Below are 24898 nucleotides of genomic sequence, written 5' to 3' on the forward strand. Positions count from 1 at the left end.
GGGGACATGAATGACGTAGCGAAGAAGGCAGGGACGCGCCCGGTCACCCCTCCGCTCGGGCGGTGCCTGCTCGTCGTAGCGGCACTGCTGGCCGTGCTGACGGGCTGTTCGGGCACCGGTTCGTTCATCGGCGGGAAGGGGAAGCCACAGGAGGCCATCCGGGTCACGCCCGCCGACCGGGCCGAGGACGTCCGGGCGGACGGCCGGGTCGGGGTGGAGGTCCCCGACGGCCGGCTGGAGAGCGTGCGGGTGCGGCGGATCGAGGACGCGCGGGAGCAGGAGGTGCCGGGCCGGATCTCCGAGGACGGCCATTCCTGGGCGCCGGAGAAGGGGGCGCGGCTCGGTCTTGCCGCCAAGTACAGCGTCGACGCGGTCGCGGTGGACGGCGGCGGCCATCGCGCGGCCCGGCACACGACCTTCACCACCGCGGTCCCCAAGGACCGGTTCATCGGCTACTTCAAGCCGGAGAACCGCTCGACCGTCGGCACCGGCATGATCGTCTCCTTCGAGTTCAACCGCCCCGTCACCCGGCGCGCGGCGGTGGAGCGGGCCATCAGGGTGACGGCCGATCCGCCGGTGGCCGTGGCGGGGCACTGGTTCGGGAAGAGCCGCCTGGACTTCCGCCCCCAGGAGTACTGGCAGCCCGGCACCGAGGTCACCGTGGACATCGGGCTGGCCGACGTGGAGGGCGCGCCGGGGGTGTACGGCAGCCAGCGCAAGACCGTGCGCTTCACGGTGGGCCGGGAGCAGGTCTCCCGGGTGGACGCCGCCGCGCACACGATGGAGGTGCGCCGGGACGGGGAGCTGGTCTCCACGGTCCCGGTCACCGCGGGCTCCGCGACGACCACCACGTACAACGGGAAGATGGTGGTGAGCGAGATGCACGAGGTGACGCGGATGGACGGGCGGACCGTCGGCTTCGGCGGCGAGTACGACATCAAGGACGTGCCGCATGCCATCCGGCTGACGAAGTCGGGCACCTTCCTCCACGGCAACTACTGGTCCGACGAGGACGTCTTCGGCTCCACCAACGTCAGCCACGGCTGCATCGGGCTGCGTGACGTCCAGGGCGGCAGCGGTTCGACCCCGGCCGGCTGGTTCTTCGACCGCACCCTGATCGGGGACGTCGTCGAGGTCGTCAACTCGGCCGACAAGACGGTCGCACCGGACAACGGACTCGGCGGCTGGAACCTGGGCTGGGCCCAGTGGCGGGCGGGCTCCGCGCTCCGGTAGCGGTCGCCACGGCACCCCCGGGCCGGGCGGCGGAAACCCCGCGGCCACTTGGGACGGAACAGTGACAATTCCGGGGGGATCTGCCCGCAGTCGGTGTGATTATCTCTTTGCTGAGCGTGCATGTGCAGCGCGCGGGGGTGGGAACCCGAGGGTTCCCGGGGCCTTGGCGGGGCCAGGCCGTGTGAGGGGAGACGACCACATTGAACGGGCAGCCGATATCGGGGACATCGGCAGGAACGGGCGGCAGGCGGCGGCTGCGGGGAGCCACCGGTCTGCCGGCCCTGGCGGTGGGTGCGCTGTTGCTTCTGGTGACGGCGTGCGGCGGGGGGGACGCCGACGGGAGCGCGGACGCCAAGGCGGGCGGGGTCAAGAACCAGGACACCAGCGCCTCGCAGGCCGTGGTGACCGTCGCGCCCGAGGACGGGACCGACGACGTCGCGACGAACGGCGCGCTGAAGATCACCGCCGAGCGCGGGAAGCTGACCACGGTCAAGGTCTCGGACCCCAAGGGCGGCGAGGTCGAGGGGAAGATCGCGGCGGACGGCGCGAGCTGGGTGCCCGACCAGCACCTGGCATCGGCGACCAAGTACAAGGTCCACGCGGTGGCCAAGGACGCCAAGGGGCGTGAGTCCGCGAAGGACACCTCCTTCACCACGCTGGTCCCCAAGAACACCTTCATCGGCCAGTACACCCCGGAGAACGGCTCGACGGTCGGCGTCGGCATGCCGGTCTCCATCCACTTCACGCGCGGCATCACCGACCCGGAGGCCGTCGAGAAGGCCATCAAGGTGACCGCCGAGCCCGCCGTACCCGTCGAGGGCCACTGGTTCGGCAACGACCGCCTGGACTTCCGGCCCGAGCAGTACTGGGCCGCCGGTACCAAGGTGACCGTGAAGCTCAATCTCGACGGCGTCGAGGGCCGGCCCGGGGTCTACGGAAAGCAGGCCAAGACCATCTCGTTCACCATCGGCCGCAGCCAGGTCAGCACCGTGGACGCGAAGTCGCACCGGATGAAGGTCGTCCGCGACGGCAAGCAGATCAAGGACATCCCGATCTCGGCGGGCGCCCCGGCCACCACCACGTACAACGGCCAGATGGTCATCAGCGAGAAGCTGCGGGTGACCCGGATGAACGGCGACACCGTCGGCTTCGGCGGCGAGTACGACATCAAGGACGTGCCGCACGCCATGCGCCTGTCCACCTCGGGCACCTTCATCCACGGCAACTACTGGGGCGGACCCGGGGTGTTCGGCAACGCCAACACCAGCCACGGCTGCGTCGGCCTCCAGGACGTGCGCGGCGGCGGCAACTCCTCCATGCCGGCGTCCTGGTTCTTCGACAACTCGCTCATCGGCGACGTCGTCGTCGTGAAGAACTCGCACGACAAGACGATCAGCCCGGACAACGGCCTCAACGGCTGGAACATGAGCTGGTCGGAGTGGACCAAGTAGGTCCGCGTCCCACGCACCCCGGCGGGCCCGGCACCGAGATCCACGGTGCCGGGCCTGTTCGCGTCCGCCGTGACGCACGGCATCGCCCCCGGCCGGTGCCGACGGCGGTTAGCGTTGGTTAACCTGCACCCCATGACCGTAACCCTCGAAGTAAGCGACGGCGTCGGCACCATCCGCCTGGACCGCCCGCCGATGAACGCCCTGGACGTGGCGACCCAGGACCGGCTGCGCGAGCTCGCCGAAGAGGCGTCCCGGCGCGACGACGTGCGCGCCGTGGTGCTCTACGGCGGCGAGAAGGTGTTCGCGGCGGGCGCGGACATCAAGGAGATGCAGGCGATGGACCACGCGGCCATGGTGCTGCGCTCCAAGGCCCTCCAGGACTCCTTCACCGCCGTCGCCCGCATTCCCAAGCCCGTCGTCGCGGCCGTCACCGGCTACGCGCTGGGCGGCGGCTGCGAGCTGGCCCTCTGCGCGGACTTCCGCATCGCCGGCGACAACGCCAAGCTCGGCCAGCCGGAGATCCTGCTCGGCCTCATCCCGGGCGCCGGCGGCACCCAGCGGCTCGCCCGTCTGGTCGGCCCCGCCAAGGCCAAGGACCTCATCTTCACCGGCCGCCACGTGAGGGCGGACGAGGCCCTGGCGATGGGGCTCGTGGACCGCGTGGTGCCCGCCGCCGAGGTGTACGAGCAGGCGCACGCCTGGGCGGCCGGGCTGGCGAAGGGACCGGCGCTGGCGCTGCGCGCGGCCAAGGAGGCCGTCGACGCCGGGCTGGAGACGGACATCGACACGGGCCTCACGATCGAACGGACCTGGTTCGCGGGTCTGTTCGCCACGGAGGACCGGGAGCGAGGAATGCGCAGCTTCGTGGAGGAGGGGCCGGGCAAGGCGAAATTCCTCTGACCGGGGGCTGGTTGAAGCCCGGACCGAACGCCGGTGGAGAACGCGAACCGGCGCGTTCATCCGTGCGGGCGGATCGGCGGAACCTTGAGGGAGCCTTGAGGGCGGCCGCGCCCGGAGCGTCGGCGAACCCGGCCGGAGGCATCGTTTGCGCAGGTCAGGCGGGCCGTATTAGGCTGCGTAGTGCCTGTGGCATATGCCGGACGCCCCTCGGTGAACGACTGATTACGGGTCGCGTATTCCCCAGGAACGGCCCCGGGAGGCCCGCCGTGCGGCCATGATGGTGTGCATGGCGGGCCTGGAGGGTGTGGAGCAGCCGCGACCGCGCAGCAGCGCGACAGCGGCACGGAGATTGCCGGCCGTCGAGGACGAACAGGCGTTCAAAGCGCTGGAGTTGTTCGGAAACCCGACGGAGGAAGAAGTCCGGCTGCCCTCCCGCCCGGAGTCGGCGGCCACCGCGCGCCGGCTCACCTCGTGCGTCGTCCTGCATCAGTGGGCGCTCTCCTCGCAGACGGCCGAGCACGCCGTCCTGCTCGTCTCCGAACTCGTCGGCAACGCCGTACGGCACACCGGGGCCCGAGTCTTCGGTCTGCGCATGCTGCGCCGCCGCGGCTGGATCAGGATCGAGGTGCGCGACCCCTCGCGCGGGCTGCCGTGCCTCATGCCGGTCCGCGAGATGGACATCAGCGGCCGGGGTCTCATGCTCGTGGACAAGCTCTCCGACCGCTGGGGCGTGGACCTCTTACCCCGGGGCAAGAACACCTGGTTCGAGATGCGCATCTCCGACCGCTGACGCCCTCCGCACGGGCCGCCCCGGGCAGACAGAAGCCCCCGTGTCGGCCGTGGTGCGGCGCCTCGGGGGCTTCTGTGGGGGGACCGTGAAATGGGGGGTGTGTTCACGGCCGCTCATGACGACCTGGCCCGGGTCAATGGGGGTCGTGCCCTCGACTATGACAGACGGAAGACTCCCTTGCCAAAGCCGCATGAATCGCATTGCGTTGCATTTCCGGACATTTTAACGAGGAAACGCAGGTGTGCTGAGTCACTTGCCTGGCAATCCATGAGTATTCATAGGTACCCGCGCATAATCCATTGATCGTCCACGATGTGGACGGCGTGTGCCGGTGACGCCGACGCGTACTCAGCCCGCGATCAGCAGGGCCTCCGCCCCCACCGGCCGGTAGCCGGCCGCCTGGAACGTCCGCACGCTGCGCGCGTTCCCGGGCGACTGCTGGGCCCACACCGCGGGCCCCTCCACCAGATGCCGGGCCGCCCGCGCCAGCTGTCCGCCGAGCCCCTGCCCGCGCGCCTCCTCGGCCACCTCGATCGCCGCCTCCCAGCGGCCCGCAACGCCCCGGCCCAGGATCAGCACGCCCCCCTCCGCCGTCCAGACCCGTACCTCGTCCCGGTACTTCATGGCCCGCGCCACCCGGGGGTGCTCCGGGTCGTGGATCTCCCGCAGCGCGAGATCGGGCGCGCCGGGCAGCGCGGGGGCGACCGTGAGGAGGTCGATCGTGTTCATGCGGCGGCCCGTCCGGGCCAGCAGCGCGTTCAGGAAGTGCGGGGTCATCGTGGCGGAGAGGGGGTCGCCGGGTGTGGCGGCCAGGGTGTCCAGCACCCAGTCCGGGTCCTCGTCCGTGAAGACCACCGAGTGCGCGGTGAACGCCAGCACCCCCGCGTCCCGGCCGCCCGGCTGCGGCACCACCGTGGTCGTGCCGTCCGGCGGCGGAAACCGCCCCTCGGCCACGTCGGCCAGGATCCGGGTCAGTCCCATAGCGCTCCGCGCCTCCCTGTTCGGGTGACCGGCCACCGGGCGGCGGACGGCCCGTCCATGATCGACCACCGGCCGCGTCACGAGCCGTCCGGGGCGCCCGATAATCTGAGCCCCGTCAGACAGTCATACGAAGGGGCGGAACAGTGGCGGACATCGAGTCGGCGCGCAAGGCGTTCGAGCGGTACGACCTGAACGGCGACGGGCTGATCTCGGCCGCCGAGTACAAGAGCGTCATGGCTCAGCTGGGTGACCCGTACGTCACCGAGCCGGTCGCGCAGGCCGTGATCAACTCCCACGACGCGAACGGCGACGGGCTCCTCACGTTCGACGAGTTCTGGGCCGCGCAGAACAAGGGCTGATCGCAAAGGCCGATCGCAACAGGGCCGCGCAGAACAAGGGCTGATCCGGGGCAGGCGCCGGGGCCACCTGTTCCGGCCACCGGCGGCCTCCCCGGCCCCCGGTCGGGGGGCGCGGGGGCGGCGCGGCGAGAAATGTCCGGAAATCGCTGACGCGACCCCGCGCGCCGGTCCCGGTCACCGCCCCGCCCGCCCCCGCTCCCGCCCTTCAGGCGGCGAAGTTGCGGGACATCGAGTCGTCCTCGTCGATCTCCGTCAGCTCCGGCCGGGTGTAGCGCTCGGCCCGGGCGTGGTAGTCGAAGTCCCCCCGTACGAGCCCCCGGTAGTCCCGGACGCAGCACTCCAGGGCGATGCGGGCCGGGCCCTCGATTCCCGCCGCCTCGATCTCCTGCACGAGTTCCTTTTCCGCTCGCTGCACCCGGTCGGCGATACGGCCCAGCAGAATTCCGGCTTCCTCCACCGCCTCCTGGAGTGAGCAGCCCCGGTCGCGCTGGAGGAGCCGGACGGTGTTGTGCTCGTATCCGAGCACGGCTTCCTTCTCGAATGAGCAGATGTCGTTGCAGAGGCCGGAATGGTCGGTCACCGCATTGCGCAGCGCGATATAGGCGGGCAGGCTGCGGGCGGATTCCGGGAGGTCGATTCCGGCGGTGATCTCGTGCAGATCCAGGAACGGCTGCATCGCCACGGAATCACGGCGGTGCTTCACGAAGTCGGCGGTGCTCGGCACATGTCCCGCCGCCCGGTCCACGGCCTCCGCGTAGTACGTCCACAGCCAGGCGGCCGTGTCCCGCCGGAACTGCCGCACCCAGTGCGCCGGGCGGTCCACGCAGGTCCGGGCGAGCAGTTCGTCCAGCGCGTGCTCCATGCGGCCGACGGGCGCCCGCACGCCGTCCAGCACGTCCACCAGACGCCCGATCGCGCTCTCGCACAGCCGGGGGTCGCGCCCGGCCGGGCCGTCGTCGAACTCGTCGTCCACCAGGAAGGCCCAGAAGAGCCACTGGCAGAAAAGGTCCAGATGCTTCTGCGAGGCCCTGGGGAATATCAGGGAGATCCAGAGCTCCGGGCGCGTTCTGATCATTTTCTTCACGGCCAGGGGTGACAGGACGAGACCACTGGCCTCCGCCCATTCCCAGGCGGCCTTCTTCGTCTTCTCAACTCCCGGATGACATCCCGCGCTTTCGAACGGCATGTGGAATTCGGGAAGCGCGATCTTGCTCATGGTGCACCTCGTCGTGACGATAAGAACAGGGCAGGGGGATGCGCGAGACGGATACGCGCACGCGGAATTCGCGGCGACGAGAGGCGGACGCGGGCACGGACCGCCGGCACCGGCCGCTCACACCGGTGCGGCGCCCGTGCGGCAGGCCGCCGGACCGGCCGGTGCGACGACCGCCGCGCCACCGGACCGGGCCCGCCGCGAGGGGCGGTCACCGCCGGTCACCCGCCGCCCGGCCGGGGCGTGGCCCGGTCCGCGCGGCCGGATCACGCCGGGGGCGTGCCGGGCCGGGGGCGGCTGGCATGGCTGTCCTCTTTCCTCCGCGCGGACCGGCCGGCCGGAGCGCGGCCCGGGGCAGCGCGACGCCTGACGTGCGCGGCGGTCGTGTGACCACTCGTCACGTCCAGTGAACTCCCCGTACGCACGAGAGGGAAGGCACCGGTGACCGAAAATGTGTGATCGACCGGAACTCCTGCGCGGTTATGAGCAGTTGGCGTACTCCTGGGACCGCCGGACGGGTGACCGGGTGTTGCCCGCATGGCTGATTCGGCGAGGGGCGGACGGACACGCGAAGGGCGGGCCCGCGCACCCGGCACCGGTGCGCGGACCCGCCCTGAGGGGCCGGTCAGTTGTAGCCGAAGCCCGCCGGGAGCGGCGACGGCTCGAACAGCCGGGCCGGGACGGCCTCGGCGAGGGCCCGGTAGCCGGCCGGGTTCAGGTGCAGGTGGTCGCCGACGTCCAGGGCGGCGCGGAGCGCGGCGGGCCGGTGCGGGTCGCGGGCCGCCCGGTCGAAGTCCAGCACCGCGTCGAACCGGCCGCTGGTGCGTATCCAGGCGTTGACCGTGCGCCGGGCCTCCTCGCGGTACCCGTCCGGATCGTCGTAGCCGGTGTTGCCGCCGAAGGGCGTCAGCGTCGCCCCGTACACCCGGATGCCCTGGGCGTGGGCGCGAGTGATGATCTGGTCGTACGCGGTGATGACGGCCTCGGCCGTGCGCTTCTGGGCCTCCGGGGTGGCGGCCGCCGTGCCGATGTCGTTGACGCCCTCGAAGACGATCAGCCGGTCCGTCCCGCTCTGCGCGAGGACGTCGCGGTCGAGCCGGGCCAGCCCGTTGGGGCCCAGTCCGTCGGCGAGCAGCCGGTTGCCGCCCGCCGCCTGGTTGACCACGGACGTGCGGGCCGTCAGCCGCTGCTGGAGCACGTCCGGCCAGCGGTCGTTGCCGTTGGTCGTGGAGCCCCGGCCGTCCGTCAGCGAGTCCCCGAGCACGGCCGTCGCCGATGTGGTGCCCCGGGCCCAGACCTCGACGCCGCTGAGGAGGTACCAGTGGTCGGTGGTCGTCGCGCCGGGCAGGTCCCCGTCCCGTACGTGGTCGCCGCGCAGCAGGTACGAGGTCGTGCGGGAGCCCGGGTGCGAGGTGAGCGCGGTGGACGCCTGCCCGGTCGCCAGGTAGACCGTCGCCGTGAGGTTGGACCCCGGGGCGACCCGGAAGTCCAGGGGGTCGGAGACGGCCTGCGCCCCGGCCGGTACGTCGATGGACGCCGCCCCCCGGAAGGTCACCTTGTGCGAGGTCCCCGGGCGGATCGCCCCGGTCCCCGCCTTCCCGTCCAGCGGGAGGGCCACGGAGACCTCGGTGATCGGCAGCACCGCGCCGCCGAACGCGTTGGAGAACCGCAGCCGGATGTGGTCACCGCCCGCCGAGACGTGGACGGTCTGCCGCAGCGTCGTGTCCGTCAGCACGGAGTCCTCGCCCGTGAAGGGCGCCGGGGGCATGTTCGACGGCTCCGTCAGCTGGGGCATCGACGTCCAGGTGCTGACCCAGTGCGCGCCGCGTTCCCGGGGGCCGGGTGCGCCGCCGGAGTGCGCGTCGCCGGCGCCGAGGGCCGGGGAGACGACGGCGAGGGACGCGCAGAGCGCCCCCGCGGTGATCAGGCTGAGGAGCGACGTTCTTCGGTTCATGGCGGTGTTCCCTCTGCGTGGTGGGGTCTCCATGCACACGTGCGTGCCCCGGCCGGGCACGCGGCAGATTAGCGGCACCGGAACTTTCGGTCAACAGTTCGAAATGTTTCGACGCTGCGTGGGTGGGGGCCCACGCGAAGTCGCCCGGCCGGAAGACCCGGCCGGGCGACGACGTAGGACTACGCGGGGACTACTGGGCGCCGAAGCGCGAGCGCCACGCCTCCAGGTCCTCGTCGGTGATCTTGGCGAAGAGCACCGGCGGCACCGTGAAGGCGGTCCCGGCCGGCACGGACGCCAGGGCGCGGGCCTCGTCGGCGCTCACCCAGGTCGCCGTGTCGTCCGCCAGGGCGAACGCCTCGCGCATGGCCCGCGCGGACGACGGGATGAACGGCTCCGAGACGACCGCGTACAGGTGGATCAGGTTCATCGCGGTGCGCAGGGTGAGCGCGGCGCCCTCCTGGTCGGTCTTGATCTCCAGCCAGGGGGCCTTCTCCTCCAGGTAGGAGTTGCCCGCGCTCCACAGCGCCCGGAGGGCCTGGGCCGCCTTGCGGAACTGGAGCGCCTCCATGTGGCCCTCGTACTCCGCGAGCAGCCGCGCGATCTCCTCGCCCAGCTTCCGCTCGGCCTCCCCGGCCTCCTTGCCCGCCGGCACGTCGTCGCCGAACCGCTTGCGCGAGAAGGACAGCACCCGGTTCACGAAGTTGCCGAGGGTGTCGGCCAGGTCCTTGTTCACCGAGGTGGCGAACAGCTCCCAGGTGAAGGACGTGTCGTCCGACTCCGGAGCCTGTGCCATCAGGAAGTAGCGCCAGTAGTCGGCGGGCAGCAGTTCGAGGGCGGTGTCCGAGAAGATGCCGCGCTGCTGCGACGTCGAGAACTTGCCGCCGTAGTAGTTCAGCCAGTTGAACGCCTTGACGTGGTCGACCCGCTTGACCGGCTCCCGGGTGCCGATCTGCATGGCCGGGAACATCACCGTGTGGAACGGGACGTTGTCCTTGGCCATGAACTGCGTGTACCGGACGTCGGACGCCTCGTACCACCAGGACCTCCAGTCCCGGCTCTCCGGCTCCTGGTCCGCCCACTCCTTCGTCGCCCCGAGGTACTCGATGGGGGCGTCGAACCAGACGTAGAAGACCTTGCCCTCGGCCGCCAGCTCCGGCCAGGTGTCGGCCGGGACCGGCACGCCCCAGTCCAGGTCACGGGTGATCGCCCGGTCGTGCAGGCCCTCGGTGAGCCACTTGCGGGCGATCGAGGACGCCAGGTGCGGCCACTCGTCGCTGGTCTCGTCGATCCACGCCTCGACCTCGCCGGACAGCTTCGACTGGAGGAGGAAGAGGTGCTTGGTCTCCCGGACCTCCAGCTCGCTGCTGCCGCTGATCGCGGAGCGCGGCTCGATCAGGTCCGTCGGGTCCAGGACGCGGGTGCAGTTCTCGCACTGGTCGCCGCGCGCCTTGTCGTACCCGCAGTGCGGGCACGTACCGACGATGTAGCGGTCCGGCAGGAAGCGGTCGTCGGCGATCGAGAAGACCTGGCGGATCGCCCGTTCCTCGATGAAGCCGTTCTCATGCAGCTTGCGAGCGAAGTGCTGGGTGATCTCGCGGTTCTCGGCGGAGGAGCTGCGCCCGAAGTAGTCGAACGCGAGCCCGAACCCGTCGTAGACCGCCTTCTGCGCGTCGTGCTGCTGCGCGCAGAACTCGGCCACCGGCAGCCCGGCCGCCTTCGCGGCCAGCTCCGCCGGGGTGCCGTGCTCGTCGGTGGCGCAGATGTACAGCGCCTCCTCGCCCCGCTGGCGGAGATACCGCGTGTAGACGTCCGCCGGGAGCATCGACCCGACCAGGTTCCCCAGGTGCTTGATCCCGTTGATATAGGGAAGCGCGCTGGTGATCAGGTGTCGAGTCATCGTCGGATGCTCCCAATTTCTACGGTGCCGGTGCCTCTGTCGCAGGCCGTTTGCATCCTATCGAACGGGGGACACCCCCCTTTACCGGATTTCCGGTGCCCTCAGCACTCGATGATGTTCACCGCGAGCCCGCCCCGGGCGGTCTCCTTGTACTTGACGGACATGTCCGCCCCGGTCTCCTTCATCGTCTTGATGACCTTGTCCAGGGAGACCTTGTGGCTGCCGTCGCCGCGCAGGGCCATCTTCGCCGCCGTGACCGCCTTCACCGCGGCCATGCCGTTGCGCTCGATGCACGGGATCTGGACGAGTCCGCCGACCGGGTCGCAGGTGAGGCCCAGGTTGTGCTCCATGCCGATTTCGGCGGCGTTCTCCACCTGCTCAGGGGTGCCGCCCAGGACCTCGGCGAGGGCGCCGGCGGCCATGGAGCAGGCGGAGCCGACCTCGCCCTGGCAGCCGACCTCGGCGCCGGAGATGGAGGCGTTCTCCTTGAACAGCATGCCGATCGCGCCGGCCGCCAGCAGGAAGCGGACGATGCTGTCGTCCTTCTCGGCCTCGGTCGCGCCGCCCGCCGCGAAGTTCACGTAGTAGTGCAGGACGGCCGGGATGATGCCGGCCGCGCCGTTCGTCGGGGCGGTGACCACGCGCCCGCCCGCCGCGTTCTCCTCGTTGACCGCCATCGCGTAGAGGGTGATCCACTCCATGGCGTGCGTCTGGGGGTCGCCCTCCGCGCGCAGCTGCCGGGCGGTCTTCGCGGCGCGGCGGTGCACCCGGAGGCCGCCGGGCAGGACGCCCTCGCGGGACATCCCGCGCGTCACGCACGCCTGCATGGCCCGCCAGATGGAGAGGAGCCCGGAGCGGATCTCCTCCTCGGTGCGCCAGGCGCGCTCGTTCTCCAGCATCAGCGAGGAGATCGACAGACCGGTCTCGCGGGCCAGCCGCAGCAGCTCGTCGCCGGTGCGGAAGGGGTGCTTCAGGACCGTGTCGTCGAGCACGATCCGGTCCTCGCCCACGGCGTCCTCGTCCACGACGAAGCCGCCGCCGACCGAGTAGTACGTCTTCTCCAGGAGCGGGGCGCCCTCGGCGTCGTACGCGAAGACGGTCATGCCGTTGGCGTGGTACGGGAGCGCCTTGCGGCGGTGCAGTATCAGCTGCTCGTCCGCGTCGAAGGGGATCTCGTGCATCCCGAGCAGGTTGATCCGGCCGCCGGCGCGGATCGCCTCGACCCGTTCGTCGGCCGTCTCGACGTCGACGGTGCGCGGGGACTCGCCCTCCAGGCCGAGCAGGACCGCCTTGGGGGTGCCGTGGCCATGGCCGGTGGCGCCCAGCGAGCCGTACAGCTCCGCCCGGATCGAGGCGGTGTGGGCGAGCAGGCCCTCGTTCTTCAGGCGGCGCGCGAACATACGGGCCGCGCGCATGGGGCCGACCGTATGGGAGCTGGACGGGCCGATGCCGATCGAGAACAGGTCGAAGACCGAGATGGCCACGGGTGACTCCTAAGGGTTGGTAGACGCCGTTGTCTGCCGGGTGGTGCGGTACGGGCGCGGGCGGCCCGGAGTGCATGAGACAAAGCGGGGGACAAGGGACGGGGCACCGCGCCCACTGTTCAGTGTGCGGGTGCCCCTCCCGGAGGCGCGAATGCGCCTGGTCGGCTACTTCAGGCCGGGGTACAGCGGGAACTTCTCGGCCAGCTTCGCGACCCGGGCCTTCAGGTCGTCCGCGTCGTAGGACGGCTTGAGGGCCGAGGCGATGATCTCGGCGACCTCGGTGAAGTCCTCGGTGCCGAAACCGCGGGTGGCCAGGGCCGGGGTGCCGATCCGGAGGCCGGAGGTGACCATCGGCGGGCGCGGGTCGTTGGGGATGGCGTTCCGGTTGACCGTGATGCCGATCTCGTGGAGCCGGTCCTCGGCCTGCTGCCCGTCCAGCTCGGAGTTGCGCAGGTCCACCAGGACCAGGTGCACGTCGGTGCCGCCGGACAGGACGGAGACGCCCGCCTCGGTGACGTCGGGCCGGACCAGGCGCTCGGCCAGGATGCGGGCGCCCTCCAGGGTGCGCTGCTGGCGCTCCTTGAACTCCTCGCCCGCCGCGACCTTGAAGGAGACCGCCTTGGCCGCGATCACGTGCTCCAGCGGGCCGCCCTGCTGACCCGGGAAGACCGCCGAGTTGATCTTCTTGGCGAGCTCCTGGGTGGAGAGGATCACACCGCCGCGCGGACCGCCGAGGGTCTTGTGCGTGGTGGTGGTGACGACATGGGCGTGCGGCACCGGGTTGGGGTGCAGGCCCGCGGCGACCAGACCGGCGAAGTGCGCCATGTCGACCATCAGGTACGCGCCGACCTCGTCCGCGATGCGGCGGAAGGCGGCGAAGTCCAGCTGACGCGGGTACGCCGACCAGCCGGCGACGATGAGCTGCGGCTTGGACTCCTTGGCCAGGCGCTCCACCTCGGCCATGTCCACGACACCGGTGTCGTCCACGTGGTACGGGACCACGTTGTAGAGCTTGCCGGAGAAGTTGATCTTCATGCCGTGGGTCAGGTGACCGCCGTGCGCCAGGTTCAGGCCCATGATCGTGTCGCCCGGCTTCAGCAGCGCGAACATCGCGGCGGCGTTCGCCTGTGCACCGGAGTGCGGCTGGACGTTCGCGGCCTCGGCGCCGAAGAGCGCCTTGATCCGGTCGATCGCGATCTGCTCGACCACGTCGACGTGCTCACAGCCGCCGTAGTAGCGGCGGCCGGGGTAGCCCTCGGCGTACTTGTTGGTCAGGACGGAGCCCTGCGCCTCCATGACGGCGACCGGAGCGAAGTTCTCCGAGGCGATCATTTCGAGCGTGGACTGCTGGCGCAGGAGCTCGGCGTCGACGGCGGCGGCGACGTCCGGGTCCAGCTCGTGGAGGGAGGAGTTGAGAAGCGACATCAGGTGGTCCCTTGGGGTCTCAGTTGCCGGAGAACGCGGTGTACTCGTCGGCGGAGAGCAGGTCCTTCGGCTCCTCCGCGACGCGTACCTTGAACAGCCAGCCGCCTTCGAACGGAGCGGAGTTGACCAGCGACGGATCGTCCACGACGGCCTGGTTGGACTCCGTGATCTCACCGCTCACCGGCGAGTACAGGTCGCTGACCGACTTGGTCGACTCCAGCTCGCCGCAGGTCTCGCCCGCGGTCACCGTGTCACCGACCTCGGGGAGCTGCGCGAAGACGACGTCACCGAGCGCGTTGGCCGCGTGCTCGGTGATGCCGACCGTGGCCACACCGTCCTCGGCGGGCGACAGCCACTCGTGCTCCTTGCTGTACCGCAGCTGCTGGGGGTTGCTCATGGTCTGAATTCTCCTGTACGCGGGGAGTGCGGATGAACGGTGGTCTTACGGGGTGAGACGGGACCGCGTCACGTGGGCGGCACCGGCCGGGTCCTACGGTTCTACTTCTTGCGCTTGTAGAAGGGGAGCGCCACGACCTCGTACGGCTCGTGGCTGCCTCGGATCTCCACCGCGACTCCGGCGGTGCCCGGCTCGGCGTGCGCCGCGTCGACGTACGCCATGGCGATCGGCTTCCCCAGGGTGGGGGAGGGGGCCCCGGAGGTGACCTCGCCGATGACCCGGCCGTCCGCGACGACCGGGAACCCGGCACGCGGCACCCGGCGGCCCTCGGCGACCAGGCCGACGAGCTTGCGCGGCGGGGCGGTCTCGGCGCGCTCGGCGGCGGCCTCCAGCGCCTTGCGGCCGACGAAGTCGCCGTCCTTCTCGAACTTCACGACCCGGCCGAGCCCGGCGTCGAACGGGGTCAGCGAGGTCGTCAGCTCGTGCCCGTACAGCGGCATGCCCGCCTCCAGCCGCAGCGTGTCACGGCAGGAGAGGCCGCACGGGATCAGGCCGTGCGCGGCGCCCGCATCGGTGAGCGCCTGCCACAGCCGCTCGGCGTGGCCGGGCGCGACGAACAGCTCGAAGCCGTCCTCGCCGGTGTAGCCGGTACGGGCGATCAGCGCGGGCACCCCGGCGACCGTGCCGGGCAGTCCGGCGTAGTACTTCAGGCCGTCCAGGTCGGCGTCGGTCACGGCCGCGAGGATCGCCGGGGACTCGGGGCCCTGGACGGCGAGCAGCGCGTAGGCGTCGCGGTCGTCGCGGACCTCGGCGTCGAAGCCGGCGGCGCGCCCGGTGAGCGTGTCCAGGACGAGCTGGGCGTTGCCGGCGTTGGCGACGACCATGTACTCCGCGTCCTGGAGGCGGTAGACGATCAGGTCGTCCAGGATGCCGCCGTCCTCGGCGCAGATCATCGTGTAGCGGGCCCGGCCGGTCGAGACCGTGCCGATGTTGCCGACCAGCGCGTAGTTCAGCAGGTCCACGGCCTGCGGGCCGGTGACCGTGATCTCGCCCATGTGGGACAGGTCGAAGAGGCCGGCCTTCGCGCGGACGGCGTTGTGCTCGTCGCGCTCGCTGGCGTAACGCAGCGGCATGTCCCAGCCCGCGAAGTCGGTCATCGTGGCGCCCAGCGAACGATGCAGGGCTTGAATAGGGCTTTGGTGCGCAGCACCGTCAGACAGGGTGGCGGCGGGTGACGGGAGGGCGGTGAGACGGGGGGTGCTGCTCATGAAACGGGCTCCCAGGGCATGACGACGGCGAGGACGATCCCTCCCCATCTGTCATCGGAACCTGAGAGGTTCGCCGAGAGGCCCCGCGGGGGTCGGCTTGCACCTTGGGTGGAGCCGCCGGGCGGCTCGCTTTTCAGATCTGCCTCATCCACGCGGTACGGGGCCTGAGAGATTCAAGGGAGGATCTTGCTCCTTCGGCGCCCGGCACGGTGACCGGGACTCTCCCGCGCGGATTCAAGCGGCCTGTATGCAGTTGGCGGGGTCATCATCGCACGCATTACGGGGGAGTGGGGCGGCCGGGACCGGTGGGGCCGGTCACGCCTTCACGGCGGGTCGGACGGTTGTGCCGCATTACCTTTTCTTTACACTTCCGGGGTAGGTATCGGTCCTGCACGCGTCGGCCGTACGGCCAGGGGGAGGCGATGACGTTGCGCTACGCGACGACCGCGGGAATCACGAGCAGCGCGCTGCCCGCGCAGTCCGGCTCACCGCCCCGGCAGGCGGTCGGCACGCATCCGCCCGTCGTCCGGGATCTGCGAGGCCGCGCGGGGCCCGGCCCGCGCGCCCTGCGCTTCGCCGCCGGGGACGTCGTGGTGGTCTCCGGGCTCCCCGGCAGCGGCAAGTCGACCCTGATCTCCCGCACCGCCCCGGCGTACGCGATCGACTCCCAGGACACCCGGGACCGCTGGGCCCGCCGGCTCCCCCGTTTACTCCCGTACGTCCTCTACCGCCCGCTCGTCCGCCTCGCCCACTACCGGGGGCTGCGGCGGGTGCTGCGCTCCGGCGCCTCCGTCGTCGTCCACGACTGCGGTACGCAGAGCTGGGTCCGCGCCCGGCTCGCCCGCCACGCCCGGCGCCGGGGCACCAGCCTGCACCTGGTCCTCCTCGACGTCTCCGCCCGGACCGCGCGCGAGGGCCAGCGCGAACGCGGCCGGGGCGTCTCCGCGTACGCCTTCGCCCGGCACCGCAGAGCCGTGGGGCGGCTGCTGCGGGACACCGAGGCGGGGCTGCTCCCGCGCGGCTGCGCCTCGGCGGTGCTGCTCGACCGCGAGGCGGCCGGGGCGCTCAGCCGCATCACGTTCGCAAACGCACAGACCGACGGCTGAAAACGGACCGTCCAACGACCGGACAGTAGCCGGGGACGGGCGGTTTCCGGCCAGCCCCGGGGTCCGGCGGAAGCCGGGCGAGGCCGTACCCTCGTGCTGCACGGCACCGGGGCGAGAGGGAAGCAGTGGACATTCCGGCACAGGCCGGGAGCCTGCCGCAGGGCGGCTGGCCGGCCAATGAACTCGAAGAGGTGCTGGGCGCCTCGCTCGGCACCCCGGAAGCGGGCGGCCGGCTGCTGGAGGTGCTCGGCCGCAGCCACGTCTGGGTGCCGTTGCCGGGCGGCGGCGGGCCCGACGCCCGGGACCTCGATCTGCCCGCGATGGAGATCGACGGCGCCGCGTACGTCCCCGTCTACAGCTCCGAGCACCAGTTCCTCACCTGCGTCGGCGCGCAGATGTCCTTCACCGTCGCCCCCGCCGTCGAGTTCGCCCGCGGTCTGCCCCCGCAGCTCGGCATCGCCGTGAACCCGGGCGGCGCCGTCGGCCTGCCGCTGCCCCCGCCCGCCGTCGCCGAGCTGTGCCGGGCCGGGCGCACCCCGCTCGACGGCCCCGCCACCGGGGGCCGGGTCCGGCTGTACGAGCCGGACTGGAAGGAGGAGCCCGTCGACTTCCTGGCCGCCGCGGCCGGCGAGTTCCAGGAGAGCGGCGTCGTCCGCACCGCCCGCCGGGTCCTGGCCAGCATCGAGGGCGACGACCCCGTGCTCTTCGTCGGCGTCGAGTTCTCCACCTGGGACGGCGCCGGACAGAGCGCCCCGATGGACGCCCTGGGCCGGGCGCTGGGCCGCGTCGCGGTGCCGTGGCCGGTCAACCTCGTCCTCCTCGACGTGGCGCAGGACCCGGTCGCCGACTGGATGCGCGAGCGGGTCCGGCCCTTCTACACGCGCGCCCCGGAGTGACGGGGGCGGCCGTGGCGTCAAGCCGGTGACGGCGGGGCCGCATAAGCTGGTTTGATGGCCGAAGGCCGATGCCCGGTGGCCGGAGCAGAGGATCTACGAGGGGCGGGACCCAGGGTGAGTGCGTCAGGCACCGCGGCGGCCGGTCAGGTCGAGCACATGCTGCGACAGGTCGCGCCCGGGCGCTACGACGCGTACGAGGCGCTGCTCCAGGCCCTGGCGGCCGGCCGGGTCTGGATGCTCCTCTGGCACGGCCGCCCCGGCGCCCCCGACGCCCAGTACGGGAACATGGAGGTCGACGGCCTCGGCTACGCCCCGTGCGTCACCTCCCCCCAGGAGCTCACCGCCAGCGGCTGGAGCCGGGACCACGAGGTGGCCGCCGGACTGGACATCGCGCGCGCCCTCTACCCCGACCGCTGGGGCGTCTGGCTCAATCCGCACGCCCCGGGCGGCGGCGTCGGCATTCCCTGGCTTGACCTGCGCCGCATCGCGACCGGCCTCGACCGGATGCCCGCCGGGCCGCTGCGGATCAGCGAACCCGCCATCGAGATCCCGCAGTTCTACGCCCAGCTCACGCAGAACGCCCACCACACCCCGGCGATCCGCTCGCTGCGCCGCGCCTGGGTGCAGCCCGCGCTCGGCGTCCCGTACCTCGCCGTCGGCCTCGACCTGTACGACACGAGCAGGCCGTCCGTCGACGCGGTGCGCGGGATGATGCGCCAGTCGATCGGGGCCGTCCCCGAGGGGCTGCCGGTCTCCACGGTGGCGATGTCCGACGAGTACGACCCGGTCGCGATGTGGCTGCGCGCCAACTCCCGCCCCTTCTACGACCGCGAGGCGCACGCCGCGCCCGGTTACGGCTACCCGCAGGCACCCGCGTACTGAGCCCGCGTCAGGTCTCCGGCGAATCGGGGGCATTGCGGGCACTTCGGCGTTCGTGCGCGAAGTGTTCGTTATCGCTGTTTTGTGACCGGGAGGCCCGATTGCCGAGTCCGGCTGTTCGGATACCGGAAGCATTTTGGCGTCATCACGTTTGAGCAAACATTCCCCGTCAGGTCTGGCGGGTGTGCGCGAAGTGGCTGAAGACTCCCTCGCAACAGGTGCTCTGTGCCCGTAGTCGCCCCCCTTTTCGGGCAGGGCCGACGGGCGCCGTCACTCGAATCGGGCTATGTAGGAGCCGCTACCGCGGCGGTCACGGGCCGGCCACCGCCGGCCGAGAGGGGTCTCCAGCGCAATGACGGCACCTATCGAGACCACCAGGGCGGATACGCGGCCCGAAGCGGTGCTGGAAGGCGCGGGCCGCAAGGAGATCGAGGGCCGCTCGCTCGGCCGCATCGCCTGGACCCGCTTCAAGCGGGACAAGGCGGCGATGGCCGGTGGCATCGTTGTCGTCCTGCTGATCCTCACCGCGGTGCTGTCCAAGCCCCTCCAGTCCCTCCTGGGGCTCGACCCCGACGCGTTCAACCAGAGCCTGGTCGACCCCGTCATGCTGGCGCCCAAGGGCGACTTCGGCGGGATGAGCTGGGACCACCCGTTCGGCGTGGAACCGCAGACCGGACGCGACATCTTCGCGCGCATCCTCGAAGGCTCCTGGGTCTCGCTCGTGGTCGCCGTCGGCTCCACCCTGCTCTCCGTCGCCATCGGCGTCGTCATGGGTGTCGTGGCCGGGTTCTACGGCGGCTGGGTGGACAGCCTGATCAGCCGGCTGATGGACACCTTCCTGGCCTTCCCGCTGCTGCTCTTCGCGATCTCCATCTCCGCCTCCCTCCAGGGCAACGCCTTCGGAATGGAAGGGCTCACGCTCCGGATCGCGGTCCTGATCTTCGTGATCGGCTTCTTCAGCTGGCCGTACATCGGCCGCATCGTGCGCGCGCAGACGCTGTCGCTGCGCGAACGCGAGTTCGTGGAGGCCGCCCGGTCGCTGGGCGCCCGGGGCCCGTTCATCCTCTTCCGGGAACTGCTGCCCAACCTGGTGGCGCCGATCCTCGTGTACGCGACGCTGCTGATCCCCACGAACATCCTCTTCGAGGCGGCCCTGTCCTTCCTGGGCGTCGGCATCGCCCCGCCGCAGGCCTCCTGGGGCGGCATGCTCACGCAGGCGGTCGACCTCTACGAGGTGGACCCGATGTTCATGGTCATCCCCGGCATGGCGATCTTCATCACCGTGCTGGCCTTCAACCTGCTGGGGGACGGGCTGCGTGACGCACTCGACCCTCGTGGCAAGTAATCGCGGCAGTGCCGCACAGGACTAGCGAGGGGGCTTTCCTCAGCATGCAGAACAAGAAGACAGCGGCGCTCATAGCCGTCGCGATCGCGGTGTCGCTCGCCGCCACAGGGTGCAGCAAGGACTCGGACGGCGGCGGCGGCAAGGGCGGCGGCGGTGGCAACGCCAAGGCCGACGCCGGCCTGACGAGCATCGTCAACCCGAGCACCAAGAAGGGCGGGACGGTCACCTACGAGCACTCCAGTGGCCCGGACTCCCTCGACCCCGGCAACACGTACTACGGCTGGGTGCAGAACTTCTCCCGCCTGTACGCCCGTTCGCTGGTGACCTTCCAGCCGGCCGCCGGCAAGGACAGCCTGAAGGTGGTCCCGGACCTCGCCACCGGTCTCGGCAAGGCCAGCGCGGACGCGAAGACCTGGACGTACACGCTCCGCAAGGGCGTGAAGTTCGAGGACGGCTCCGAGATCACCTCGCAGGACGTCAAGTACGCCGTCGAGCGCTCCAACTTCGCGCCGGAGGCCCTGTCCAACGGCCCGACGTACTTCAAGGCGTACCTCGAAGGCGGCGACAAGTACAAGGGTCCGTACAAGGACAAGTCCTCCGACGGTCTGAAGTCCATCGAGACCCCGGACAAGTACACGATCGTCTTCCACCTGAAGAAGCCGTTCGCGGACATGGACTACCTGGCCGCGTTCTCGCAGACCGCGCCGATCCAGCAGAAGGCCGACACGGGCGCCAGCTACGTCCAGAAGATGGTCTCCTCGGGTCCGTACAAGTTCTCGGCGTACGACGAGAGCAAGGGCGCGACCCTGGTCCGCAACCCGGAGTGGGACCCGAAGACGGACCCGATCCGCAAGGCGCTGCCGGAGAAGATCCAGCTCAAGTTCAACGTCAACCCCACCACGGTCGACGAGCACCTGCTCAACGACGAGACCACCGCGGACATCGCGGGCACGGGTCTGCAGTCCAAGACCCAGCCCAAGGTCCTGGTCAAGGCGGCGGAGAAGGCGAAGACGGACAACCCGTACGCCGGCGCCCTGCAGTACCTCGCGCTGAACGTCAACGTGAAGCCGTTCGACAACGTCGAGTGCCGCAAGGCCGTCCAGTACGCCGTCGACAAGAAGAGCATGGTCGACTCGATCGGCGGTCCGGTCAAGGGCGACCCGGCCAGCACGGTCATCCCCCCGACCGTCGCCGGCTACAAGAAGTTCGACCTGTACCCGACCGAGGGCAGCAAGGGCGACGTGGCCAAGGCCAAGGAGCACCTGGCCAAGTGCGGTCACAAGGACGGCTTCAAGACCACGCTGACGGCCCGCTCCGACCGTCCTGACGAGGTCACCGCCGCCACGCAGCTCCAGAACAGCCTGAAGGCGATCGGGGTCACCGCCGAGATCAAGCAGTTCCCGGCGGACAAGTACTTCACCGACTTCGCGGGCGTCCCGGCCTGGGTCCACAAGAACAACGCGGGCATGATGATGATGGCCTGGGGCGCCGACTGGCCGACCGGCTTCGGCTTCCTCGACCAGATCGTCAACGGTTCGGCCATCAAGCCCTCCGGCGGCACCAACCTGATGGAGCTGAACGACAAGGGGATCAACGACCTCCTCGTCAAGGGCATCGGGACCGTCGACACCACGGAGCGCAACGCCACGTGGGGCGAGGTCGACCAGAAGGTCATGGAGAACGCCTCGGTCGTTCCCCTCTTCTACCGCAAGAACCTGCTCTACCGCCCGGACTCCGCGGCGAACGTCACCGTCACCGACGCGTACCTCGGCATGTACGACTACGTGCTCATGACGTCCACCAAGTAGCGCCTGTTCATCAAAAGCATCCCCTGAAAGGCAGGTGAAGGCGCCGGGCGGCGGGGTATCCCGCCCCACCCGCCCGGCGCCGCACGGCTGTGGCTGCGTACATCATCCGACGCGTATTCGCCGCGGTGTTGCTGCTGCTGGTGGTCAGCGCAGTCACGTTCGCGATCTTCTTCCTGGTGCCCCGCCTCGGCGGGCAGACCCTCGACTCCATGGCCGCCCAGTACGTGGGGAAGAGCCCCGACCCCGACGTCATCGCCGCGGTCAAGAAGAACCTGGGGCTGGACCAGCCCCTGTACCTCCAGTACTGGCACTTCATCAAGGGCATCGTGGTCGGCGCCCAGTACCAGTTCGGCCCCGACCCCGTCACGTGCAACGCCCCGTGCTTCGGCTACTCGTTCAAGACGCACACCGAGATCTGGCCGCAGCTCGTGGACCGGGTCCCGGTCACGCTCTCGCTGGCCGTCGGTGCCGCCGTCATCTGGGTCGTCTCCGGTGTCGCCATCGGCGTCGTCTCCGCGCTGAAGCGGGGCTCGCTCTTCGACCGCCTCTCCATGGGCGTCGCCCTCGCCGGCGTCTCCCTCCCGATGTTCTTCACCGGCCTGGTGGTCCTGGCGCTCTTCGGCAACGGGGAGTACGTGCCCATCACCGAGGACCCGGTCGCCTGGGCGGGCAGCCTGGTCCTGCCCTGGTGCACGCTCGCCCTGCTGTACTCCGCGCTCTACGCCCGGCTCACCCGGGCCGGGATGCTGGAGACCATGAGCGAGGACTACATCCGGACCGCGCGCGCCAAGGGTCTCCAGGAACGCAAGGTGGTCGTCAAGCACGGGCTGCGGTCCGCGCTCACCCCGCTGGTCACGATCTTCGGCATGGACTTCGCGCTGCTCCTCGGCGGCGCGGTCATCACCGAACGCGTCTTCTCCTTCCAGGGGCTCGGCGCCTTCGCGATCCAGGGCGTGACCACCGCCGACCTGCCCAAGGTGATGGGCGTGACCCTGGTCGCGGCCTTCTTCATCGTCATCTGCAACCTGCTGGTGGACCTCGTGTACGCCGCGATCGACCCCCGGGTGAGGCTCTCATGAGCGGCGCGACCAAGAAGGACTCGACCGAGAAGGACTCCCGGACAGCCGGGACCGTGCCGGCCCCGCGCGAGGGCGACGGCCACCCGTTCCTCTCCGTACGCGACCTCAGCGTCCACTTCGACACCGACGACGGCCTGGTCAAGTCCGTGGACGGCGTCAGCTTCGACCTGGAGGCCGGCCAGACCCTCGGCATCGTCGGCGAGTCCGGCTCCGGCAAGTCCGTGACCTCGCTGGGGATCATGGGCCTGCACACCTCGGAGCGGGCCCGGATCGGCGGCGAGATCTGGCTCGAGGGCGAGGAGCTGATCGGCGCGGGCGCCGAGCGCGTACGCAGGCTGCGCGGCCAGAAGATGGCCATGATCTTCCAGGACCCGCTGTCCGCCCTGCACCCGTACTACACGATCGGCGCGCAGATCGTGGAGGCCCACCGGGTCCACCACAAGGTCGACAAGAAGACCGCCAGGAAGCGCGCCGTCGAGATGCTCGACCGGGTCGGCATCCCCGAGCCGCACCGCCGGTTCGAGGACTACCCGCACCAGTTCTCCGGCGGCATGCGCCAGCGCGCGATGATCGCGATGGCCCTGGTCAACAACCCGCAGCTGCTCATCGCCGACGAGCCGACGACCGCCCTCGACGTCACCGTCCAGGCGCAGATCCTCGACCTGATCCGCGATCTGCAGAAGGAGTTCGGCTCCGCGGTCATCATGATCACCCACGACCTCGGTGTCGTCGCCGAGATCGCGGACGAGATCCTCGTGATGTACGCGGGCCGGTGCGTCGAGCGCGGCTCCGCCGAGAAGGTGTTCTACGAGCCCCAGCATCCGTACACCTGGGGCCTGCTCGGCTCGATGCCGCGGATCGACCGGGAGCAGACCGAGCGGCTGATCCCCGTCAAGGGCTCGCCGCCCAGTCTCATCAACGTCCCGTCGGGCTGCGCCTTCCACCCGCGCTGCCCGTACGCCGACGTCCCGCCCGACAACATCACCCGCACCGAGCGTCCGGAGCTGCGACAGGTCGGCGACGGGCACTACTCCGCGTGTCACATGTCGCGTGAGCAGCGCGAACGGATCTGGACCGAAGAGATTGCGCCGAAGCTGTGACTGAGCTGAACAAGAAGACTCCCGCGCCGGCCGCGGCCGGGTCGGACGGGTCCGGCCCCGAACCGCTCCTCAAGGTGGACGGCCTGGTCAAGCACTTCCCGATCACCAAGGGCGTGCTGAAGCGCAAGGTCGGCGCGGTCCAGGCGGTCGACGGGCTCACCTTCGACGTGCGCCCCGGGGAGACCCTGGGCGTCGTCGGCGAGTCCGGCTGCGGCAAGTCGACCATGGGCCGGCTGGTGACCCGGCTGCTGGAACCGACCGGCGGCAAGGTCGAGTTCCAGGGCCGCGACATCACCCACCTGTCCGCCGGACGGCTGCGGCCGATGCGGCGCGACATCCAGATGATCTTCCAGGACCCGTACGGCTCGCTGAACCCGCGCCACACGGTCGGCGGGATCGTCTCCACCCCCTTCCGGCTCCAGGGCGTCAAGCCCGAGGGCGGCGTGAAGGCGGAGGTCCAGCGGCTGCTGGAGCTGGTCGGGCTCAACCCCGAGCACTACAACCGCTACCCGCACGAGTTCTCCGGCGGCCAGCGCCAGCGCATCGGGATCGCCCGGGCGCTCGCGCTCAAGCCCAAGCTGGTCGTCGCGGACGAGCCGGTCTCCGCGCTGGACGTGTCGATCCAGGCGCAGGTGGTGAACCTGCTGGACGACCTCCAGGACGAGCTCGGGCTCACGTACCTGATCATCGCGCACGACCTGTCGGTGATCCGCCATGTCTCGGACCGGATCGCGGTCATGTACCTCGGCAAGATCGTCGAGCTGGCGGACCGCAAGTCGCTGTACGAGGCGCCGATGCACCCGTACACCAAGGCGCTGATGTCCGCGGTGCCCGTGCCGGACCCGCGCCGGCGCGGTGCCAAGAGCGACCGCATCCTGCTCAAGGGCGATGTGCCGTCGCCGATCTCACCGCCCACCGGCTGCCGGTTCCACACCCGGTGCTGGAAGGCGACGAAGGTCTGCGGGACGACCGAGCCGCCGCTGCTCCAGCTGAAGACCGGGCACCAGGTGGCCTGCCACCACCCGGAGAACGGCGAGGACCAGGTGCCGGGCGACGCCCCGCTCGTCGCGGACGTCATCACGGTCCGGTCGGCGCCCGCGGAGGAGCCTTCGGCCGAGGCGCCGGAGGAGCCCGCGGCCGAGGCGCCTGAGGAGCCCGTGGCCGAGGCGCCGGAGGAGTCCGTGGCCGAGGCGCCGGAGGAGTCCGTGGCCGAGGCGCCGGAGGAGTCCGTGGCCGAGGCGCCGGAGGAGCCCGCGACTGAGGCGCCTGAGGAGCCCGCCAAGGCCGCCGAGCCCTCCGAGCCCGCCCCGGACGGTACGAAGGAGTAGGACGG

The 24898-nt window shown here is 70.7% G+C and carries 21 protein-coding genes and 1 riboswitch; of the genes, 13 read left to right on the top strand and 8 right to left on the bottom strand.

Features of this window, described 5'->3' with window-relative positions:
- The first annotated feature begins 6 nt into the window (after window positions 1-6).
- From ABZ565_RS03075 to ABZ565_RS03090, 4 genes are all read left to right on the top strand, one after another.
- A complete protein-coding gene (locus tag ABZ565_RS03075; protein ID WP_361019821.1) occupies window positions 7-1233 on the top strand; it encodes an Ig-like domain-containing protein in 1227 nt (408 codons plus the stop codon).
- Between the two features lie 200 nt (window positions 1234-1433).
- Window positions 1434-2684, top strand: coding sequence for an Ig-like domain-containing protein (locus ABZ565_RS03080; RefSeq protein WP_361019824.1), 1251 nt, complete (start codon window positions 1434-1436; stop codon window positions 2682-2684).
- A gap of 132 nt (window positions 2685-2816) precedes the next feature.
- The gene (locus ABZ565_RS03085; RefSeq protein WP_361019826.1) at window positions 2817-3584 is read left to right on the top strand and encodes an enoyl-CoA hydratase-related protein; all 768 of its coding nucleotides are present in this window, start codon (window positions 2817-2819) and stop codon (window positions 3582-3584) included.
- A 274-nt stretch (window positions 3585-3858) separates the two neighbouring features.
- The gene (locus ABZ565_RS03090; RefSeq protein WP_361019828.1) at window positions 3859-4374 is read left to right on the top strand and encodes an ATP-binding protein; all 516 of its coding nucleotides are present in this window, start codon (window positions 3859-3861) and stop codon (window positions 4372-4374) included.
- Window positions 4375-4722: 348 nt separating this feature from the next.
- Here the strand turns inward: ABZ565_RS03090 and ABZ565_RS03095 are convergent, their stop codons facing one another.
- Window positions 4723-5355: a GNAT family N-acetyltransferase gene (locus tag ABZ565_RS03095; protein WP_361019831.1), complete on the bottom strand. Its 633-nt coding sequence runs from the start codon at window positions 5353-5355 to the stop codon at window positions 4723-4725.
- Between the two features lie 143 nt (window positions 5356-5498).
- Here ABZ565_RS03095 and ABZ565_RS03100 point away from each other — a divergent pair, with 143 nt between their 5' ends.
- A complete protein-coding gene (locus tag ABZ565_RS03100) occupies window positions 5499-5714 on the top strand; it encodes an EF-hand domain-containing protein (RefSeq protein WP_018102550.1) in 216 nt (71 codons plus the stop codon).
- 205 nt (window positions 5715-5919) lie between these two features.
- On the opposite strand, the gene ABZ565_RS03105 is transcribed toward ABZ565_RS03100, so the two are convergent.
- From ABZ565_RS03105 to gcvT, 7 genes are all read right to left on the bottom strand, one after another.
- A complete protein-coding gene (locus ABZ565_RS03105; RefSeq protein WP_361020033.1) occupies window positions 5920-6900 on the bottom strand; it encodes a terpene synthase family protein in 981 nt (326 codons plus the stop codon).
- A 652-nt stretch (window positions 6901-7552) separates the two neighbouring features.
- Window positions 7553-8881: an SGNH/GDSL hydrolase family protein gene (locus ABZ565_RS03110; RefSeq protein ID WP_361019834.1), complete on the bottom strand. Its 1329-nt coding sequence runs from the start codon at window positions 8879-8881 to the stop codon at window positions 7553-7555.
- A 190-nt stretch (window positions 8882-9071) separates the two neighbouring features.
- Window positions 9072-10778: a methionine--tRNA ligase gene (gene metG / locus ABZ565_RS03115; RefSeq protein WP_361019837.1), complete on the bottom strand. Its 1707-nt coding sequence runs from the start codon at window positions 10776-10778 to the stop codon at window positions 9072-9074.
- A gap of 101 nt (window positions 10779-10879) precedes the next feature.
- Window positions 10880-12262, bottom strand: coding sequence for an L-serine ammonia-lyase (locus ABZ565_RS03120; RefSeq protein ID WP_361019840.1), 1383 nt, complete (start codon window positions 12260-12262; stop codon window positions 10880-10882).
- Window positions 12263-12427: 165 nt separating this feature from the next.
- Window positions 12428-13687 (bottom strand): serine hydroxymethyltransferase, encoded by a 1260-nt coding sequence (glyA, locus tag ABZ565_RS03125; RefSeq protein ID WP_361019843.1) that lies wholly within the window; start codon window positions 13685-13687, stop codon window positions 12428-12430.
- 19 nt (window positions 13688-13706) lie between these two features.
- Window positions 13707-14084: a glycine cleavage system protein GcvH gene (gcvH, locus tag ABZ565_RS03130; RefSeq protein WP_361019845.1), complete on the bottom strand. Its 378-nt coding sequence runs from the start codon at window positions 14082-14084 to the stop codon at window positions 13707-13709.
- A 101-nt stretch (window positions 14085-14185) separates the two neighbouring features.
- Window positions 14186-15352 (bottom strand): glycine cleavage system aminomethyltransferase GcvT, encoded by a 1167-nt coding sequence (gene gcvT, locus ABZ565_RS03135; protein WP_361019847.1) that lies wholly within the window; start codon window positions 15350-15352, stop codon window positions 14186-14188.
- Window positions 15353-15495: 143 nt separating this feature from the next.
- Window positions 15496-15589, bottom strand: a riboswitch (glycine riboswitch).
- A gap of 185 nt (window positions 15590-15774) precedes the next feature.
- On the opposite strand from gcvT, the gene ABZ565_RS03140 reads away from it, so the two are divergent.
- From ABZ565_RS03140 to ABZ565_RS03175, 8 genes are all read left to right on the top strand, one after another.
- Window positions 15775-16458 (top strand): AAA family ATPase, encoded by a 684-nt coding sequence (locus ABZ565_RS03140; protein ID WP_361019850.1) that lies wholly within the window; start codon window positions 15775-15777, stop codon window positions 16456-16458.
- Between the two features lie 125 nt (window positions 16459-16583).
- On the top strand, window positions 16584-17354 hold the full coding sequence (locus tag ABZ565_RS03145; protein WP_361019853.1) for an enhanced serine sensitivity protein SseB: 771 nt from the start codon (window positions 16584-16586) through the stop codon (window positions 17352-17354).
- A 114-nt stretch (window positions 17355-17468) separates the two neighbouring features.
- The gene (locus ABZ565_RS03150; RefSeq protein WP_361019855.1) at window positions 17469-18236 is read left to right on the top strand and encodes an enhanced serine sensitivity protein SseB C-terminal domain-containing protein; all 768 of its coding nucleotides are present in this window, start codon (window positions 17469-17471) and stop codon (window positions 18234-18236) included.
- Between the two features lie 349 nt (window positions 18237-18585).
- Window positions 18586-19578 (top strand): ABC transporter permease, encoded by a 993-nt coding sequence (locus tag ABZ565_RS03155; protein WP_361019858.1) that lies wholly within the window; start codon window positions 18586-18588, stop codon window positions 19576-19578.
- A 44-nt stretch (window positions 19579-19622) separates the two neighbouring features.
- A complete protein-coding gene (locus ABZ565_RS03160) occupies window positions 19623-21386 on the top strand; it encodes an ABC transporter substrate-binding protein (protein WP_361019861.1) in 1764 nt (587 codons plus the stop codon).
- A gap of 89 nt (window positions 21387-21475) precedes the next feature.
- A complete protein-coding gene (locus ABZ565_RS03165; RefSeq protein ID WP_073963840.1) occupies window positions 21476-22465 on the top strand; it encodes an ABC transporter permease in 990 nt (329 codons plus the stop codon).
- Window positions 22462-23565, top strand: coding sequence for an ABC transporter ATP-binding protein (locus tag ABZ565_RS03170; RefSeq protein WP_361019864.1), 1104 nt, complete (start codon window positions 22462-22464; stop codon window positions 23563-23565). The genes ABZ565_RS03165 and ABZ565_RS03170 overlap by 4 nt, the downstream gene beginning before the upstream one ends.
- A complete protein-coding gene (locus tag ABZ565_RS03175) occupies window positions 23562-24893 on the top strand; it encodes a dipeptide ABC transporter ATP-binding protein (RefSeq protein ID WP_361019867.1) in 1332 nt (443 codons plus the stop codon). Before ABZ565_RS03170 ends, ABZ565_RS03175 begins: the two co-directional genes overlap by 4 nt.
- Window positions 24894-24898 lie beyond the last annotated feature (5 nt).

It is taken from the genome of Streptomyces sp. NPDC016469 (assembly GCF_040632905.1).
In the GTDB taxonomy this organism is placed as follows: Bacteria; Actinomycetota; Actinomycetes; order Streptomycetales; family Streptomycetaceae; genus Streptomyces.

Coding starts and splice junctions, on each gene's coding strand:
- ABZ565_RS03140 (WP_361019850.1), top strand. CDS start 15,775: ATGACGTTGCGCTACGCGACGACCGCGGGAATCACGAGCAGCGCGCTG.
- ABZ565_RS03085 (WP_361019826.1), top strand. CDS start 2,817: ATGACCGTAACCCTCGAAGTAAGCGACGGCGTCGGCACCATCCGCCTG.
- metG (WP_361019837.1), bottom strand. CDS start 10,778: ATGACTCGACACCTGATCACCAGCGCGCTTCCCTATATCAACGGGATC.
- glyA (WP_361019843.1), bottom strand. CDS start 13,687: ATGTCGCTTCTCAACTCCTCCCTCCACGAGCTGGACCCGGACGTCGCC.
- ABZ565_RS03090 (WP_361019828.1), top strand. CDS start 3,859: ATGATGGTGTGCATGGCGGGCCTGGAGGGTGTGGAGCAGCCGCGACCG.
- ABZ565_RS03110 (WP_361019834.1), bottom strand. CDS start 8,881: ATGAACCGAAGAACGTCGCTCCTCAGCCTGATCACCGCGGGGGCGCTC.
- gcvT (WP_361019847.1), bottom strand. CDS start 15,352: ATGAGCAGCACCCCCCGTCTCACCGCCCTCCCGTCACCCGCCGCCACC.
- gcvH (WP_361019845.1), bottom strand. CDS start 14,084: ATGAGCAACCCCCAGCAGCTGCGGTACAGCAAGGAGCACGAGTGGCTG.
- ABZ565_RS03095 (WP_361019831.1), bottom strand. CDS start 5,355: ATGGGACTGACCCGGATCCTGGCCGACGTGGCCGAGGGGCGGTTTCCG.
- ABZ565_RS03160 (WP_361019861.1), top strand. CDS start 19,623: ATGCAGAACAAGAAGACAGCGGCGCTCATAGCCGTCGCGATCGCGGTG.
- ABZ565_RS03105 (WP_361020033.1), bottom strand. CDS start 6,900: ATGCCGTTCGAAAGCGCGGGATGTCATCCGGGAGTTGAGAAGACGAAG.
- ABZ565_RS03075 (WP_361019821.1), top strand. CDS start 7: ATGAATGACGTAGCGAAGAAGGCAGGGACGCGCCCGGTCACCCCTCCG.
- ABZ565_RS03170 (WP_361019864.1), top strand. CDS start 22,462: ATGAGCGGCGCGACCAAGAAGGACTCGACCGAGAAGGACTCCCGGACA.
- ABZ565_RS03155 (WP_361019858.1), top strand. CDS start 18,586: ATGACGGCACCTATCGAGACCACCAGGGCGGATACGCGGCCCGAAGCG.